Below are 15,365 nucleotides of genomic sequence, written 5' to 3'. Positions count from 1 at the left end.
CAGGCCACTGCCGCCCGCGCGCCACGACCTTCATTCGCGGTCCCTCACCCGCACCCACACCCTCAACCACGGAAGGCGGACCTCCATGGCCGACTCCCTCCTCTTCAACCCGCGCACGTACGACCCGGCGCAGTTCGACCCCGAGACCCGCAGGTTGCTGCGTGCCACCGTCGACTGGTTCGAGGACCGCGGCAAGCGCAGGCTGATCGAGGACTACCGTTCCCGCGCCTGGCTATCCGACTTCCTCGCGTTCGCCGCCAAGGAAGGGCTGTTCGCCACCTTCCTCACCCCGGCGTCCGCCGCAGGCCACAAGGATCAGCGCTGGGACACGGCCCGGATCGCCGCCCTCAACGAGATCCTCGGGTTCTACGGCCTCGACTACTGGTACGCGTGGCAGGTGACCATCCTCGGTCTGGGACCGGTCTGGCAGAGCGACAACACCGCGGCCCGCGTCCGCGCCGCGGAACTCCTCGCGCAGGGTGAGGTGTTCGCCTTCGGCCTCTCCGAGAAGACCCATGGCGCCGACATCTACTCCACCGACATGCTGCTGACGCCGGACGGCAACGGCGGCTTCAGGGCGACGGGTTCCAAGTACTACATCGGCAACGGCAACGCCGCAGGACTCGTCTCGGTCTTCGGCCGACGCACCGACATCGAGGGCCCGGACGGCTACGTCTTCTTCGCCGCCGACAGCCGTCACTCGGCCTATCAACTCGTGAAGAACGTCGTCGACTCCTCGAAGTACGTCAGCGAGTTCCGCCTCGCCGACTACCCGGTTGGCCCGGACGACGTCCTGCACACGGGCCGCGCCGCCTTCGACGCCGCCCTCAACACCGTCAACGTCGGCAAGTTCAACCTCTGCACCGCCTCGATCGGCATCTGCGAGCACGCGATGTACGAGGCGGTCACCCACGCGCACAACCGCATCCTGTACGGCCGCCCCGTCACCGCCTTCCCGCACGTGCGCCGCGAGCTGGCCGACGCCTACGTCCGCCTCGTCGGCATGAAGCTGTTCAGCGACCGCGCCGTCGACTACTTCCGCTCCGCCTCGCCGGACGACCGCCGCTACCTGCTCTTCAACCCGATGACGAAGATGAAGGTGACCACGGAGGGCGAGAAGGTCATCGACCTGATGTGGGACGTCATCGCCGCCAAGGGCTTCGAGAAGGACACCTACTTCGCCCAGGCCGCCGTCGAGATCCGTGGCTTGCCCAAGCTCGAGGGCACGGTCCACGTGAACCTCGCGCTGATCCTCAAGTTCATGCGCAACCACCTCCTGAACCCGGCCGAGTTCGCGGCCGTGCCGACCCGCCTCGACGCGGCCGACGACACGTTCCTGTTCGAGCAGGGGCCCGCCCGCGGCCTCGGCTCCGTGCGCTTCCACGACTGGCGCCCCGCCTACGACGCATACGCCGGAGTGCCGAACGTCGCCCGCTTCCGGGAGCAGGCCGACGCCCTGTGCGAGTTCGTCGCCACCGCGGCCCCCGACGAGGAGCAGAGCCGCGACCTCGACTTTCTCCTCGCCGTCGGCCAGCTGTTCGCGCTGGTGGTGCACGGCCAGCTGATCCTGGAGCAGGCCCGCCTGACGGACCTCGACGAGGACGTGCTCGACGAGCTGTTCTCCGTCCTGGTCCGCGACTTCTCCGCCTTCGCCGTCGAGCTGTACGGCAAGGACTCCGCCACGGCGGATCAGCAGAACTGGGCGCTCGGTGCGGTCCGGCGTCCCGTCGTCGACGAAGCGCGTTCGGAGCGCGTCTGGGAGCGGGTCGAGGCACTGTCCGGAGCGTACGAGATGGCGCCTTGACAGCGCGTCCAGGGGCTCGACCGCAACCGCACGTGACGGTCACGGTTCCCGGGAGCAGTGACGCCCGTACCGTGGCCGCCGTGCGACTTGTCGCGTCTTGAAAAGCGACGATGAGCCGCCCGTGGCTCGGTGCCCGCGCCCGCCCGGACGAAGCACGGCCTTCTGGGCTGAGCGGCTCCGTGATTTCACCGGAAATTGTCACCGGCGGAGCGGCTGGATCGCGATCCGTCACGATCCGATCCTCGGAAACGTGGCCGGGAGAGGACCGCGGCCGTGTCTGCGACGACGAAGCCCGGGGTCAAGGTGATCTGCTGTGGCGGTGAGGAGGGCGGACCCGCCCCGCCGGCCGATGCTGATCCGACCTCGCGGCCGGATGTCCGGCTGGAAGAGATCGCCGAGCAGGTGCGGGAGCCGGCCAACGCCAAGGACCGGTTGCCTCGTCGAACACCCCGACCGGCCCATCGACCACGGCCTGGCCGAGCTCGCCGAACTCGCCGCCGACCACGCACACCTGCCGCCGGACGACTTCGTACGAGACCTTGCCGACCACCACCCCAGCGACGGTCACGACGACATCGCCCTGCTGGCCCTGCGCACCCCGCGCGGCTGAGACAAGGCAGGGGCGTGGCAACGCGGGGCCGGTCACCCCTTGCCGCGGACGACCGTCACCGGGCAGTGCGCGTGGTGCAGCACCGCCTGGCTCACCGAGCCCAGGAGCAGACCGGCGAATCCGCCGCGCCCTCGGGCTCCGACGACCATCAACTGGGCATTCCTGCTCGCCTCGATCAGCGTCTCACGGGGTTCGCCGCTCAGTACTTCCTGCCTCACCACGACGTCCGGATACCGCTCCGTGAAGCCGGTGAGGGCCTCGGCCAGCAGACGCTCCGGGCTCTCCACACCGGTGCCGGGCGGTGCGTAGTCCGGCAGCCAGGCGTGCACGGCGAGGACCTCCGCTGTGCGCAACGCCGCCTCGGCGAAGGCGAACTCCACTGCCATCCCGCCCACGGGGGAGCCGTCGACAGCCAGCGCGATCGGCCCGGTGTCCGTCGGCTCCTCGCGGACCACCATCACCGGACACTCGGTGTGGGCGGCGAGGGTCACCGCGGTCGAGCCCAGCAGCATCCCGACGAAACCGCCGACACCCCGTGCGCCGACGACCACCAGGTCCGCGGCCCGCGACTCGGCACCCAGTACTTCCACCGCCCCGCCCGTCACGACCGCGTCGGTGACCTCCAGACCGGGCGCCACCTCGCGGGCATGATCCGCCGCCTCACCGGTGAGACGGTCGAGCGGCGCCGGATCCAGCTGCCTGTACATCGGTTTGCCCGGCCGGCTGAAGGCATGGACCACATGCAGCCTCGCGCCACGCCACCGGGACTCCCGGGCGGCCGCTTCCACGGCGGTTCGACACGACGACGAGCCGTCCACTCCGACGACCACGAGCTTCCCCACGGGACCTCCTCCAGCACCGGGGCACGACCCCCCTCGCCTGTCCAAGGATCACTCCGGCGGCAGGTTGCTGCCACCTGGTCCTGGGACGGCCGTCCGCGACCACCGCGACAGCCCTGCCGGGAACCTCGGACCTGCGGAATTGCAAAATTTCGCAATTGGCTAGATGCTGTGGTGGCTGTGTCCGCCGTCCGGTAGCTCGCGGGCGCAGCCTCTCGTGTCCGCCCCGGGGTGGGGCTTGTTGGGGAAGCCGAGGCACCGTGTCCGTTCCGCTGTACCAGGCCAAGGCCGAGTTCTTCCGGATGCTGGGGCACCCCGTACGGATACGGGTTCTGGAGCTGTTGCAGGACGGGCCGAAGCCGGTGCGGGAACTGCTCGCCGAGATCGATGTCGAACCGTCCAGCCTGTCGCAGCAGCTTGCCGTGCTGCGTCGCTCCGGGATCGTCACCGCGACCCGGGAAGGCGCGACCGTCGTCTACGCGCTGGCAGGCGGGGACGTGGCCGACCTGATGAAGGCCGCGCGCCGGATCCTCACCGAGATGCTCGCGGGGCGCAACGAACTCCTGGCCGAGCTGCGGGACGCGGAGGTCGCCGCGCGATGAGGACGGCGTTCGTGCGGATCACCGCACTGCTGCCGGGGCGCGCGGATCTGGCGGACCTGCGCCGGGACCCCCGGCGGGATCTGCTGGCCGGTCTGACGGTGGCGATCGTGGCGTTGCCGCTCGCGCTGGGCTTCGGGGTCTCCTCCGGGCTCGGCGCGGAGGCGGGCCTGGCGACCGCCGTGGTCGCGGGCGCGCTCGCCGCGATCTTCGGCGGTTCCAATCTCCAGGTGTCCGGGCCGACCGGAGCCATGACCGTGGTCCTGGTGCCGATCGTCGGCGAGTTCGGAACGGCCGGCGTCCTCATGGTCGGGCTGATGGCGGGCGTCCTGCTGATCGCCGTGGCCGCGCTGCGGGCCGGGAAGTACATGCAGTACGTGCCCGCGCCGGTCGTCGAGGGTTTCACCGTGGGCATCGCCTGTGTGATCGGGCTCCAGCAGATCCCGAACGCCCTTGGCGTGCCCAAGCCCGAGGGCGACCGGGTGCTGGTGGTCGCCTGGCGGGCGGTGGAGGAGTTCGCGCGGCATCCGAACTGGACCGCGGCCGGTCTCTCGGTCGCGGTCGCCGCGCTCATGCTGACCGGTGCCCGGTGGCGGCCGACCGTCCCGTTCTCGATCCTCGCGGTCGCCCTGGCCACCGTCGTGGCGCAGGCTGCCGGCCTGGACGCGGCGACGCCGATCGGTGACCTGCCCTCCGGTCTGCCCGTGCCCTCGCTGTCCTTCCTCGACCCCGGTTCCCTGGGCACCCTGATCGCTCCGGCACTCGCGGTCGCCGCACTGGCCGCGCTGGAGTCGCTGCTGTCGGCATCGGTGGCCGACGGGATGACCGTCGGCCAGAAGCATGATCCGGACCGGGAGTTGTTCGGACAAGGCGTGGCCAACCTCGCCGCACCTCTGTTCGGGGGCGTCCCGGCGACCGGCGCCATCGCCCGCACCGCCGTCAACGTCCGCTCCGGCGCGAGCTCGCGGCTGGCCGCCCTCACCCACGCCGCCGTTCTCGCCGTGATCGTCTTCGCGGCGGCGCCCCTCGTCTCGAAGATCCCGCTCGCCGCGCTGGCGGGCGTACTGCTGGCCACCGCGGTCCGCATGGTCGAGGTCGGATCGCTGAAGGCGATGGCGAAGGCCACCCGCTCGGACGCCTTGATCCTCATCCTGACGGCGGTCGCGACCCTGGTCCTGGACCTGGTCCAGGCCGTGATCATCGGCTTCGCCGTGGCGGGCGTCCTCGCGCTGCGGGCCGTGGCCAAGCACGCCCGCCTCGACCAGGTGCCGCTCGACCGGGGCGACCACAGCGCCGAGGAGCACGCGCTGCTGGCCGAGCACATCGTGGCGTACCGCATCGACGGACCGCTGTTCTTCGCCGCCGCGCACCGCTTCCTGCTGGAGCTGACCGACGTGGCCGACGTCCGCGTGGTGATCCTGCGCATGTCGCGGGTGTCGACGATGGACGCCACCGGGGCCCTGGTCCTCAAGGACGCGGTGGAGAAGCTGGAGCGGCGCGGAATCCGCGTCCTGGCCTCCGGCCTGCGCCCCGGCCACCGTCAGGTCCTCGACTCGGTGGGCGCGCTCGGCCTGCTGCACCGGGACGGCCGCGAGTACGCCACCACACCCGAGGCGATCCGCGGTGCCCGCGACCACCTGGAGACGGCCGGCGTCCTGACCGTCGTTCCCCCTCCGCCGGCCAGGACCGCCGGCGAGGAAACAGCCCGGTGAACACCGCCCGCCGTCGTACGGCCGGCCCGGCATGCGGGGGAGTACGGCCGGCTGACCGTACGCCGCCGCGCCCTCGTCCGGGCAGGGACGAGAACCGCGCCGTGCACGGCACCGGCCGGACGGTCACCGTCCAAGGCCCCGCCGACGTGCTCGCCGTACGCTGCCCGGCCGGACGCCAGGCCCGCACGACGCCTGCCGTGCCGGCACCCCACGACTGTGGCCGGCATCCGAGCCGCCCGCATGGAGAGATGATGAGCTCCGTTCTCGATGCCCTTCCGTACCGGCATGTGCTCACGCTGCCCAACGAGCCGTCCGCCGTCCGCCTCGCCCGCGAGACCGCCGAGCAGGCGCTGGTCGAGTGGGGGATAGGGCTGCACCGGCCCGTCGTGGACGCGGCACTGCTGATCCTCAGCGAACTGGTGACCAACAGCGTCCGGCACGCCGCCGAGGAGTCCCCGCAGGTCATGGTGATGTACGCGGCGAGTGGCAGCCATCTGGCCTTCGCCGTGCACGACCGGCACGCCCACCAGCCGCCACTGCACCAGGCCGGGAGCAGCACCGGTCTCGGCACGGTCGTGGAGCTCACCCGGCAACTCGGCGGCACCGCGGCCGTGCACGGTGACGACGACGGCAAGAGCATCTGGATCACCCTGCCCCTTTGACCTCAACGGGCAGCACACGCAAGGAAGTTCACCATCATGACCATCGAGTGGCACTACGCCGTCGAGGACACCTTCGCGGTGCTGTCCGTCGCCGGTCATCTCGGCCCGCAGGCGGCGCGCCGCTTCGGCGGAGCGGTCGGCTGGGTCGTCGCCCGGGGCACCGGCCCGGTCGTCCTCGACCTGACCGGACTGCGCGGCTGGTCGACCGAGGGCCGGCTGGCCATCATCGAGGGCGCCCGCCGCCTAGCCGACGCCGGCCGTAGCCTGGAACTCGCCGCGATCCCCGCCGACGGCTCCCTCGTCCCCGACGGCGACTGCCCCGACATCCCGGTCCACAAAGACCTGGCCACCGCCCTCGCGACCCACACCCGGCACCGCGCAGCCGCGGACGACGGCCACCAGCAGGCCTGGCGCACCGACGGCTGGCCGGCCGGCTGACACCATCCCGATCGAGTGATCCAAAAGGACTGTGCAATGAGTGAAGTGCTTCCCTCCTGCCCCGAATGTTCCAGCGTCCACACCTACCCGATGGGCACGCTCCTGGTCTGCCCGGAATGCGGGCACGAGTGGGCACCGGCCGACGAGGCCGAGGGCGACAGCGCGGAGAAAGCGATCAGGGACTCGGTCGGCAACGTGCTCGCCGACGGAGACACCGTGACGGTGATCAAATCGCTGAAGGTCAAGGGCAGCCCGACCGGGATCAAGGCGGGCACCAAGGTGCGCAACATCCGCCTCGTCGACGGCGTGGACGGCCATGACATCGACTGCAAGGTCGACGGCTTCGGCGCCATGCAGCTGAAGTCCAGCGTGGTCAAGAAGGCCTGACGTCCCGGCCTGCCCCTGTCCGGTTCCTCCACGCGGGTTCGGCGCCGACCGAGTCACAGGCGAAGATGGACCGCATGTCCGTGACGAGTGGGTGGATGCGAGGGACCGGGGCCCGGCCGACGGGGCCGTGCTGTGGTGCCGGGAAGGCGACGGCACGATGAGCACGCCGCTGTACCAACTGAAGGCCGAGTTCTTCAAGACGCTCGGCCATCCGGCCCGTATCCGCGTTCTGGAGCTGCTGAGCGAGCGGGAGCACGCCGTCGCCGAAATGCTGCCCGAGATCGGCATCGAACCCGCACATCTCTCCCAGCAGCTCGCGGTACTGCGCCGGGCGAACCTGGTCGTGACCCGCAAGGAGGGCTCGACCGTGTACTACTCGCTGACCAGCCCGCACGTGGCCGAGCTGCTGCGGGTGGCGCGCACGATCCTGTCCGGAGTGCTGGCCGGACAGGCGGAACTGCTCGCCGATCTGCGGGGTGGCCAGGGGGAGGCGGAACCCCGCCCAGGCGTCGGTCCCTAGCCCGGCGTCGTTCAGGCCGAGTACCGAGGCGGGGCCGTACCAACGACCTCCCCTGCCCCGCACCGAGGGCATCAAGGTGCGGGGCCAGGGAATGAAGCGTCGACTTCTTCCTCAGATGCCGGTGGCCTCGTCGAAGCCCGAAGCGTCCTGGCCGAAGCCCGAATCGTCCTGGCCGAAGCCGGACGCATCCTGGTCGAGGCCGGAGTTGCCCTGCCCGAAGACGGGGGCGGCCGGCGAGTTGCCCGGGGCCTCGACTCCGAAGCCGCTCGTCTCGTCGTGCTCGTCGGCGAGGGCCTGGCCCGCGCCTCCGAGCAGAACAGTCCCGGCGAAAGCGATGGCGGCCAGCACGGTGCGTGTGCGCATAAGCGTCTCCTTCGGTAGGTGTGTGCTCGCCAGAGGTGTGCCGCCTGCCCGCGTGCGAGAAGCGCTGATGTGCACACAAACACCCGAACAGGGGGCGCACATGGAGCTACCGGTGCGTTCGGCGCATGCCTCGCGGCCGACCAGCGGGCGACGTGACCCGGGCGGCTGCCCGACCCGCCAGGGCCCTGGACGAGAACCGAACCGCTGCTGCTGGTCGCACCGACGACATCGGTGGCTCGGCCTTACGCGGACGTCTTCCGCGCGACCGTCTCCCACGCCTCCGGCGCACGGGGCCACGGAAATACTCGGCTGCGATGGAGGCCGACCCGCCCCTAGGATCCTCGTTCGAGGCGTTGACATGGCGCCCAGCCGGCCGTCGGCACTCGCCGACCGTCGGCACTCAACGGACCGAGGACGCGTGGCGCAATGAGCAGCCGACTGTTCGCAATCTCCTTCGACGCGCACCAGCCCGAGCGTCTGGCGCATTTCTGGTCAGGTGTCCTGGGCTTGGAGAGGGCCGAGGATTCCGACGACGGCGTCACCCTGCTGTCCGGGAACGACGCCGGCTACCGCCTCGGCTTCCGTCGCTCGCACGCGCAGAAAGTCGCCCAGAACCGGCTGCACTTCGACCTGACCAGCGCCTCCCCGCAGGACCAGCAGGAGACCGTGGCCAGGGCGCTCGACCTTGGCGCGCAGCTCACCGACGTCGGCCAGGGGCCGGACGCCTCCCATGTGGTGCTCTCCGACCCCGAGGGCAACGAGTTCTGTGTCATCGAGTCGGGCAACAACTTCCTCTCCGGCTGCGGCTTCATCGGAGCGCTCGCCTGCGACGGTTCACAGGCCGTGGGCTACTTCTGGAGCAAGGCGCTGGGCTGGCCGCTCGTCTGGGACCAGGACGAGGAGACCGCCATCCAGTCGCCGAACGGCGGTACGAAGATCACGTGGGGCGGTCCGCCGCTGATGCCGGACCCCGGCAAAGACCTGCACTTCGACCTCGCTCCGGACGACGATCAGCAGGAGGAGGTCGAGCGCCTCCTCTCCCTCGGGGCGAAGCGTCTCGGCTCCGCTCACAGCGGGGACGGCGCGGTGCTGCTGACCGACCCCGACGGCAACGAGTTCCGCGTGCTCAGGCGCCGCTGACGTCGCTCAGTCGTCACCCCTGACGATGTTGTCTTCCGGACCGGCCCTCCGCTGTCCGCCGTCCCCGTCCGCCGCCATGGCCCGTATGCAGGTCCGGATCTCGCGTCCACGCAGGCGGCGGGCCTTCGCCCACCCCGTCTCGGGCCGACGTACTGTGTTCGCCTTCCTGACCTGCGTAGTCATGGCGTTTCATCTTCCTTCAGATCCGTCAGCCACGGTACGGCTCGTGAAACTGCTTCCGCCCGCATGAGTTACGACAGCCGGGTCCCCGCTTTCCGCCTTCGGAAACCCGCGGCACCTGGAAAGACTTCGAGAAGCGACCTCCAGGTGGTCGCACGCGGGCATGGACAGGGACACCGCCCGCCGGCTCCAGTTGGAGAGCCTGCGCGAGGTCCGCTGGAAGAACGACCGCGACATACAGCGCACCTGGCAGCGCGACTGCGAACTGCCGCTCCTGTCGGACCGCTCCGCCGCCGAGAACTCCGTCATCGAAAAACTCGTCGACCGCCTCGGCATGGCAGGCGTCGGCTTCCCGGCCCCGACGACAGCGGCCACCCACCGCGCCGGCCTCCTCGGACAACTGGCACTCCACGGGGTCCACTCGGCCTGTTCCGGCCGTGCGGACCCCGTGGGGACTCCTCCCGTGGTCAGGTGCTCTGTTGCAGTCTGCGCAAGGACGCGACCAGCTGGTCCACTTCGTCGGAGGTGTTGTAGAGGGCCAAGGAGGCGCGTGCCGCCGAGTCCAATCCGTAGTGAGCGAGGGCTGGTTGGGCGCAGTGATGGCCGGCGCGGATGGCGATGCCGTCGCGGTCGAGCCAGTCGGCGACGGTGGTGGGGTCCTGCCCCGCGAGGGTGAAGGTGAGGACCGCGATCCGGTCGGGCGCCGAGCCGATCAGCTCCAGGCCGGGGACCGTGGCGAGGGCCTGGAGCGCGTACGCCATAAGTCCTTCCTCGTATACGGCGACGGCCTCACGGTCCAGGGACGTCAGCCAGTTGACGGCGGCGAGCAGACCGATGACCCCGGAGATATGCCCGGTGCCGGCCTCCATCCGGTGCGGGGCGGGGGCGAATGTGGTCCGCCCGAAGTCCACGGACTCGATCATGTTGCCGCCGCCCTGCCACGGCGCCATGCCGGAGACGAGATCCGGCTTCACGTACAGCGCGCCGATGCCGGTCGGCGCGAACAGTTTGTGGCCGGAGAACGCGTAGAAGTCTGCGTCCAAGTCCTGTACGTCGACGGGGAAATGGGCGACGGCCTGAGCGCCGTCCACCAGGACCTTGGCGCCGTACCGGTGGGCCAGTGCCGTCATCTCCTTGACGGGCGGGACGGTGCCGAGGACGTTCGACGCGTGGCTGATCGCGACGAGCTGGGTGCGGGAGGACAGCAGATCGGCGTATGCGTGCTGGTCGATCTCCCCGTCCGGTGTGAGCGGGACCGGCACGACCCGGGCCCGGGTCTCCTTGGCGATCATCTGCCACGGAACGATGTCCGAGTGGTGCTCGAGGACGGGGACGAGGATGTCGTCCCCTGGCCCGAGGTTGGCCCGGCCCCAGCTCTGCGCGACGAGGTTGACCGCCTCGGTGGTGCCGCGCACGAAGACGATGCTGTCCGGGCTCGGCGCGCCCAGGAAGCCGGCGACCGCGGCCCGGCCCGCCTCGTAGGCCTCGGTGGCCTCCCGGGCCATGGTGTGCGCCCCGCGGTGGATGTTGGAGTTGGCCGCGCCGTAGTACGCGGCGAGCGCCTCGATGACCTGACGGGGTTTCTGGGTGGTGGCCGCGTTGTCGAGCCAGACGAGAGGGTGGCCGTTGACGGTCCGGTGCAGGATCGGGAAGTCGTGGCGGACGAACTCGGCGGTGAATCCGACCGGTCGGCGTGGGAGTGCTGCGGCGGTATCGGTGGACGGCACGGCCGGCGGTGGTGCCGGCGGAGTGAGACCGGGGACGGGCGGAGACCCGGCGGGGGCCATCGACCGCGCCGTAACGTCAGGCGTAGTCATGGTACTTGGCCACCTCGACGTTCTGGAGTACGGCGATGGCGTCGTCCACCAGCACGGCGGTGTTGAAGTAGGCCGTCATGAGGTAGGACGTGATGCCCTTGCGGTCCATGCCCATGTTCCGCATGGACAGACCGGGTTCGACCTCGTCCGGCACGCCGGCCGGGCGCAGCCCCACGACGCCCTGTTCGGCCTCACCGATCCGTATCAGCAGGATCTCGGTCGTACCGGCGGCCTCGCCCGAGCCGTTCGGGCACGGCACCTTGTCCGAGGGGAGCAGTGGCACGCCTCGCCAGGTCAGCAGCGGGCTGCCGAACCGGCTGTCCGTCACCGGGGGCACACCCCGCCGCGTGCACTCCCGGCCGAACGCGGCGATGGCCCGCGGGTGCGCGACGAAATAGGCGGGCTGCTTCCACACCCTCGCGAGCAGCTCGTCCAGGTCGTCCGGGGTGGGCGCGCCGGTTCGAGTCTGCACGCGCTGACCTGCCGGGACGTTGTGGAGCAGGCCGAAGTCGGGGTGGTTGAGCATCAGGTTCTCCTGGCGCTCGCGCAGGGCCTGGACGGTCAGGTTGGCCTGGGTCCGCGTCTGGTCCATCGGCCCGTTGTAGAGGTCGGCGACGCGGGAGTGCACCATCATCCGCGTCTGGGCGAGCGTCATGTGGTACTCGCGCGGCGCGTCCTCGTAGTCGACGTAGGTGCCCGGCAGATCGACCTCACCCACATGACCGCCGCTCAGGTCGACGGGTGCCTCGGTGCCTGGTGCGGGCACGCCGCCCGCGGTGTACGACTCCACCGCCCCGCGCAGCGTCTCGTCGCGCTCCATGAGCCGGGCCAGCGCGGAACGCTCGGCGCGCAGGGCGACGCCGGGAGTGACGGCCTTGACGGCGTACGGCATGGGCTCGTCCCGGGTCCACGCCGCCAGGTCGAAGTACTGTCCGTCGCCGACGACCTGGATCAGTGCCTCGTCGCCGTACCGCCCGGCCGCCCGCTTCTCGGCGCGGCCCCGGACGATCACCCACAGGTGCTCGGCGGGGTCGCCCTCCTGGACGAGCACCTGCCCGGCCTCGAAGCTCGTCTCGGTGAAGGCGTCGGCCAGTTGGCCCAGGAGCGCGTCATCGGATTCGCGCAGATACGGGATCTCGCGTAAGTCGCCCTGAACGACTCGCGGACTTCCGCCGTCGCTGTGGCTGCTGATGCGGTCGTCGCCGAGGAGGTAGGTGCGGCGCCGGTTGACGCGGTACACACCGGATTCGACATCGACCCACGGCAGGGCGCGCAGCAGGTAGCGCGGGGTGATTCCGCGCATCTGCGGGGTCGTCTTCGTGGTCGTCGCGAGTTGCCGGGCGGCCTCGGGGCTGAGGCTGATGCGGTCGGTCGTCACGGGGGCCTCCTCAAGTGGACTGTGCCGAAAGCGGACTTCCGCTGGAGCGAGCCCGATCGTGCGCCTGGGGACAGGGCCTCACAAGATGCATGGGCCACCGCTCGGCAGCGCGCGGGCCGAAAACGCTCTGCTCGGGGAAGGTGCGCGTGCCACCCCGTCCACGTCGCCGGGCGGCGCTCCCAAGGGCGGGCGACGGCTGACGATGCGTCAGGCGCGGTGGCGATGAGCGGGCCCGTGCCCGGTTCGCCGCCCAGGGACGACTTGTTCTGGCCCCGTATTGCTCCTTTTGGAAGCTTAAAGGAGTGCTTATGCAACGCCTGTTCGGGGCGTACTTATCTGAATCCGTAACTAAGTGTGGCCCTGACATGGCGGGTCGGCCGCCAGGCCCGAAGGGTCAGACAGCCCACCCCTCCTGACGCGGTGACAGCGGTTGCTCGGCCCAGATGGTCTTCCGGTTGCGGCCGTAGCGAGTGCCCCAGCGTTCGGAGAGCTGGGCCACCAGGAACAGGCCGCGGCCGCCCTCGTCGGTGCCGCGGGCCTGGCGCAGGTGGGGGGAGGTGCTGCTGGTGTCGGTGACCTCGCAGATGAGCTGGCCGTCGCGGATCAGGCGGAGCAGGACCGGGCCGCCGGCGTACCGGTAGGCGTTCGTGACCAGTTCGCTCACGATCAGTTCGGTGGTGAAGGACAACTCCTCCAGTCCCCACTCGGCCAGCCGGTCACGGACCAGCGTGCGGGCCCGGCCGGCCGCGGCGGGTTCGGCCGGCAGCTGCCAGGTGGCCACGTTCCGCGCCGCCAGTACCCGGGTCCGGCCCAGCAGCAGCGTGACGTCGTCGGCGGGCCGGTCCGGCAGCATCGCGTCCTCCACCGCCTTGCAGGTGTCCTCCAGCGAGTGGAAGGGGCCGGCCAGCGTGGAGCGCAGCAGTGCCAGGCCCTGGTCGATGTCGCGGTGGCCGGCCACGAGGAGGCCGTCGCTGCACAGGGCGATCAGGCTGCCCTCGGCCAGTTCCAGCTCGGCCGTCTCGAAGGGCAGCCCGCCCACGCCGAGCGGTGGCCCGGCGGGGAGGTCGAGCAGGCGGCCCTGGCCGTCCGGGCCGAGCACGGTCGGCGGCGGATGGCCCGCGCGCGCCATGGCGCAGTGCCGGGAGACCGGATCGTAGATGGCGTACAGGCAGGTCGCGCCCACGATCTGGGGGGTGCTCGCGTCGGTCTGCCGTTGCTCGGTGGCCAACTGGTCCACCAGGTCGTCGAGCCGGGCGAGGACCTCGTCCGGGGCCAGGTCGAGATGGGCCAGGGTACGCACGGCGGCGCGCAGCCGGCCCATGGTCGCCGAGGCGTGCATCCCGTGGCCGACGACGTCGCCGACGACCAGGGCGACACGCAGGCCCGACAGCGGGATGACGTCGAACCAGTCGCCGCCGACGCCGGTGGAGGCATGCGCGGGCAGATAGCGGTGCGCCGTCTCGACCGCCGGATGCTCGGGCACCTCGCTCGGCAGCAGGCTGCGCTGTAGGGCCTCCGCGGCGTTGTGCTGCTGGGTGTAGCGGCGGGCGTTGTCGATGCAGACCGCGGCCCTGGCGGCGAACTCCTCCGCCAGCGTGAGGTCGTCCTCCTCGAACGGCTCCTGCCGCTGGGAGCGCCACAGACAGACCAGGCCGAGGACGAGACCGCGCGCGGCCAGCGGTACCACCATCAGGGAGTGGGCCCCTATCGCGCGCGCGGCCTCGGCCCGTTGCGGTTCGGCGACCAACCATCCGTGGGTGTCCTCCAGGAGGGGATCGAGGACCGGACGCCGCTCGGCCAGGCAGCGGGCCGGGGCGGTCTCGTCGGGGAAGAAGAACAGATGGCCCTCGGGATGCATCACCTCCAGCGCTTCGGGCCGGACGCTGCGCACCGCCATCCTGCGCAAGGGGCCCCGGGCGTCGGGGGCCGGCTCCTCCCCGCGCGGCACGGGTTCCAGCAGGTCCACCGAGAGGGCGTCGGCGAGCGCGGGAACCGCCGCCTCGGCCAGCTCGTGTGCCGTCCTGGCCACGTCCAGGGTGCTGCCGATCCGTGCGCCCACTTCGTTGAGCAGCGCGAGGCGCCGACGGGCCCGATGGCGGTCGGTGACGTCCTCGACGATCTCGGTGACGCCCAGCACCCTGCCGGAGGGGTCCTGCATACGGAAGGCGGAGATGGAGATGACGAGTTCCCGGTGGGGGTCGTGCAGCAGCCGGCTCAGCTGCTCGGCGAAGATGACGGGACGGCCCGTCTCGAGAACCGACCGGAGCTTCGCCTCAGCCGAATCGGCGTCGGGACCGAACAGGAACTCGGCGGCCCGACGCCCGCGGTATGCCTCGGGCGGCAGTCCGCCGAACCGCGCGATCGCCTGGTTCACCCGCAGGATGCGCAGGTCCGGGCCGAGAACCGCGACACCCACCGGGGACCGCCGGAACAGACCGTCGAGCACGGCCCGGTCGATCTCCCACTGAGCGATGTCCTCGGCGAGCGAGCCGACGAGGAGCCACTCGACGGTGGAGTCCAGCCGTCGCACCCGCCGGGCCCGGAACCCCACGTACACGCGGTGGCCCGCGCCGTGCCGGACCGGCAGCAGCCCGAACCATCCGCCCTCCCGCCGGCAGACGGCGGCCGCCTCGTCGATCGAGGCCTGGTCCTCGCTGTCGACCAGGACCTCGCGTACGGGCCGGCCCAGCACCTCGTCGGCCCGGTGCCCGAGCAGTGCCGTGGCCTGTTCGCTCCACGCGACGACCCGTCCGCGGTCGTCCAGCACGGCTGACGCGGATCGGAGGACCGAGAACGGATCCTCCGGGCTCTCGCTGAGCGACGTCGGGGATGTGTTGTGCATCGCCCACCCATCTCGCGCCGTGCGCGGGGCTCGTCGTGCGGCGCCCTCGGGCGCTCCCGCGTCCCGCATGCCTG

Annotated in this window: 14 protein-coding genes; 9 read left to right on the top strand and 5 right to left on the bottom strand. The window is 71.0% G+C overall.

Features of this window, described 5'->3' with window-relative positions:
* Positions 1-85 precede the first annotated feature (85 nt).
* Both KUM44_RS02960 and KUM44_RS02955 read left to right on the top strand, forming a co-directional pair.
* Complete coding sequence (locus KUM44_RS02960) at positions 86-1,804, top strand: acyl-CoA dehydrogenase family protein (protein ID WP_217206019.1); 1,719 nt, start codon at positions 86-88, stop codon at positions 1,802-1,804.
* Between the two features lie 349 nt (positions 1,805-2,153).
* Positions 2,154-2,414 (top strand): hypothetical protein, encoded by a 261-nt coding sequence (locus KUM44_RS02955; protein ID WP_302185953.1) that lies wholly within the window; start codon positions 2,154-2,156, stop codon positions 2,412-2,414.
* Positions 2,415-2,446: 32 nt separating this feature from the next.
* Here the strand turns inward: KUM44_RS02955 and KUM44_RS02950 are convergent, their stop codons facing one another.
* Entirely contained in the window at positions 2,447-3,256 is an 810-nt protein-coding gene (locus tag KUM44_RS02950; protein ID WP_217206018.1) for a universal stress protein, read from the bottom strand.
* 257 nt (positions 3,257-3,513) lie between these two features.
* Here KUM44_RS02950 and KUM44_RS02945 point away from each other — a divergent pair, with 257 nt between their 5' ends.
* The 6 genes from KUM44_RS02945 (at position 3,514) to KUM44_RS02920 (ending at position 7,571) form a co-directional block, all read left to right on the top strand.
* Positions 3,514-3,855 (top strand): helix-turn-helix transcriptional regulator, encoded by a 342-nt coding sequence (locus tag KUM44_RS02945; RefSeq protein WP_217206017.1) that lies wholly within the window; start codon positions 3,514-3,516, stop codon positions 3,853-3,855.
* Positions 3,852-5,564, top strand: a complete 1,713-nt coding sequence (locus KUM44_RS02940) for a SulP family inorganic anion transporter (protein WP_217206015.1) — start codon at positions 3,852-3,854, stop codon at positions 5,562-5,564. The genes KUM44_RS02945 and KUM44_RS02940 overlap by 4 nt, the downstream gene beginning before the upstream one ends.
* A 251-nt stretch (positions 5,565-5,815) precedes the next feature.
* Complete coding sequence (locus tag KUM44_RS02935; RefSeq protein ID WP_217206059.1) at positions 5,816-6,226, top strand: ATP-binding protein; 411 nt, start codon at positions 5,816-5,818, stop codon at positions 6,224-6,226.
* Positions 6,227-6,262: 36 nt separating this feature from the next.
* A complete protein-coding gene (locus KUM44_RS02930; RefSeq protein WP_217206013.1) occupies positions 6,263-6,664 on the top strand; it encodes an anti-sigma factor antagonist in 402 nt (133 codons plus the stop codon).
* A 36-nt stretch (positions 6,665-6,700) separates the two neighbouring features.
* A complete protein-coding gene (locus tag KUM44_RS02925) occupies positions 6,701-7,051 on the top strand; it encodes a zinc ribbon domain-containing protein YjdM (protein WP_217206011.1) in 351 nt (116 codons plus the stop codon).
* A 157-nt stretch (positions 7,052-7,208) separates the two neighbouring features.
* Positions 7,209-7,571, top strand: coding sequence for a metalloregulator ArsR/SmtB family transcription factor (locus KUM44_RS02920; protein WP_217206009.1), 363 nt, complete (start codon positions 7,209-7,211; stop codon positions 7,569-7,571).
* 111 nt (positions 7,572-7,682) lie between these two features.
* Here KUM44_RS02920 and KUM44_RS02915 read toward each other — a convergent pair whose 3' ends face one another.
* Positions 7,683-7,934 carry a hypothetical protein gene (locus tag KUM44_RS02915; RefSeq protein WP_217206007.1) on the bottom strand — a complete coding sequence of 84 codons (252 nt, stop codon included), beginning with the start codon at positions 7,932-7,934 and terminating at the stop codon, positions 7,683-7,685.
* Between the two features lie 426 nt (positions 7,935-8,360).
* Between KUM44_RS02915 and KUM44_RS02910 the strand changes: the two genes are divergently transcribed.
* Positions 8,361-9,074 (top strand): VOC family protein, encoded by a 714-nt coding sequence (locus KUM44_RS02910; protein WP_217206006.1) that lies wholly within the window; start codon positions 8,361-8,363, stop codon positions 9,072-9,074.
* Positions 9,075-9,721: 647 nt separating this feature from the next.
* Here the strand turns inward: KUM44_RS02910 and KUM44_RS02905 are convergent.
* The 3 genes from KUM44_RS02905 to KUM44_RS02895 all read right to left on the bottom strand — a co-directional run bounded on the left by KUM44_RS02905 (position 9,722) and on the right by KUM44_RS02895 (position 15,291).
* Positions 9,722-10,981, bottom strand: coding sequence for a cysteine desulfurase (locus tag KUM44_RS02905; protein ID WP_308402465.1), 1,260 nt, complete (start codon positions 10,979-10,981; stop codon positions 9,722-9,724).
* Between the two features lie 76 nt (positions 10,982-11,057).
* Complete coding sequence (locus KUM44_RS02900) at positions 11,058-12,449, bottom strand: family 2B encapsulin nanocompartment shell protein (protein ID WP_308402463.1); 1,392 nt, start codon at positions 12,447-12,449, stop codon at positions 11,058-11,060.
* Positions 12,450-12,843: 394 nt separating this feature from the next.
* Entirely contained in the window at positions 12,844-15,291 is a 2,448-nt protein-coding gene (locus KUM44_RS02895) for a SpoIIE family protein phosphatase (RefSeq protein ID WP_217206005.1), read from the bottom strand.
* Between the last annotated feature and the right edge of the window lie 74 nt (positions 15,292-15,365).

Origin of the sequence: Streptomyces sp. AC550_RSS872 (assembly GCF_019049285.1) — a bacterium.
Taxonomy (GTDB): Bacteria; Actinomycetota; Actinomycetes; order Streptomycetales; family Streptomycetaceae; genus Streptomyces.
This window is presented reverse-complemented; position numbering and strand designations above follow the sequence as displayed.

Bases quoted from the DNA above. Each gene is read 5' to 3' on its own strand.
- KUM44_RS02960 (WP_217206019.1), top strand. From the start codon at position 86: ATGGCCGACTCCCTCCTCTTCAACCCGCGCACGTACGACCCGGCGCAG.
- KUM44_RS02955 (WP_302185953.1), top strand. From the start codon at position 2,154: ATGCTGATCCGACCTCGCGGCCGGATGTCCGGCTGGAAGAGATCGCCG.
- KUM44_RS02940 (WP_217206015.1), top strand. From the start codon at position 3,852: ATGAGGACGGCGTTCGTGCGGATCACCGCACTGCTGCCGGGGCGCGCG.
- KUM44_RS02935 (WP_217206059.1), top strand. From the start codon at position 5,816: ATGAGCTCCGTTCTCGATGCCCTTCCGTACCGGCATGTGCTCACGCTG.
- KUM44_RS02930 (WP_217206013.1), top strand. From the start codon at position 6,263: ATGACCATCGAGTGGCACTACGCCGTCGAGGACACCTTCGCGGTGCTG.
- KUM44_RS02925 (WP_217206011.1), top strand. From the start codon at position 6,701: ATGAGTGAAGTGCTTCCCTCCTGCCCCGAATGTTCCAGCGTCCACACC.
- KUM44_RS02920 (WP_217206009.1), top strand. From the start codon at position 7,209: ATGAGCACGCCGCTGTACCAACTGAAGGCCGAGTTCTTCAAGACGCTC.
- KUM44_RS02915 (WP_217206007.1), bottom strand. From the start codon at position 7,934: ATGCGCACACGCACCGTGCTGGCCGCCATCGCTTTCGCCGGGACTGTT.
- KUM44_RS02910 (WP_217206006.1), top strand. From the start codon at position 8,361: ATGAGCAGCCGACTGTTCGCAATCTCCTTCGACGCGCACCAGCCCGAG.
- KUM44_RS02895 (WP_217206005.1), bottom strand. From the start codon at position 15,291: ATGCACAACACATCCCCGACGTCGCTCAGCGAGAGCCCGGAGGATCCG.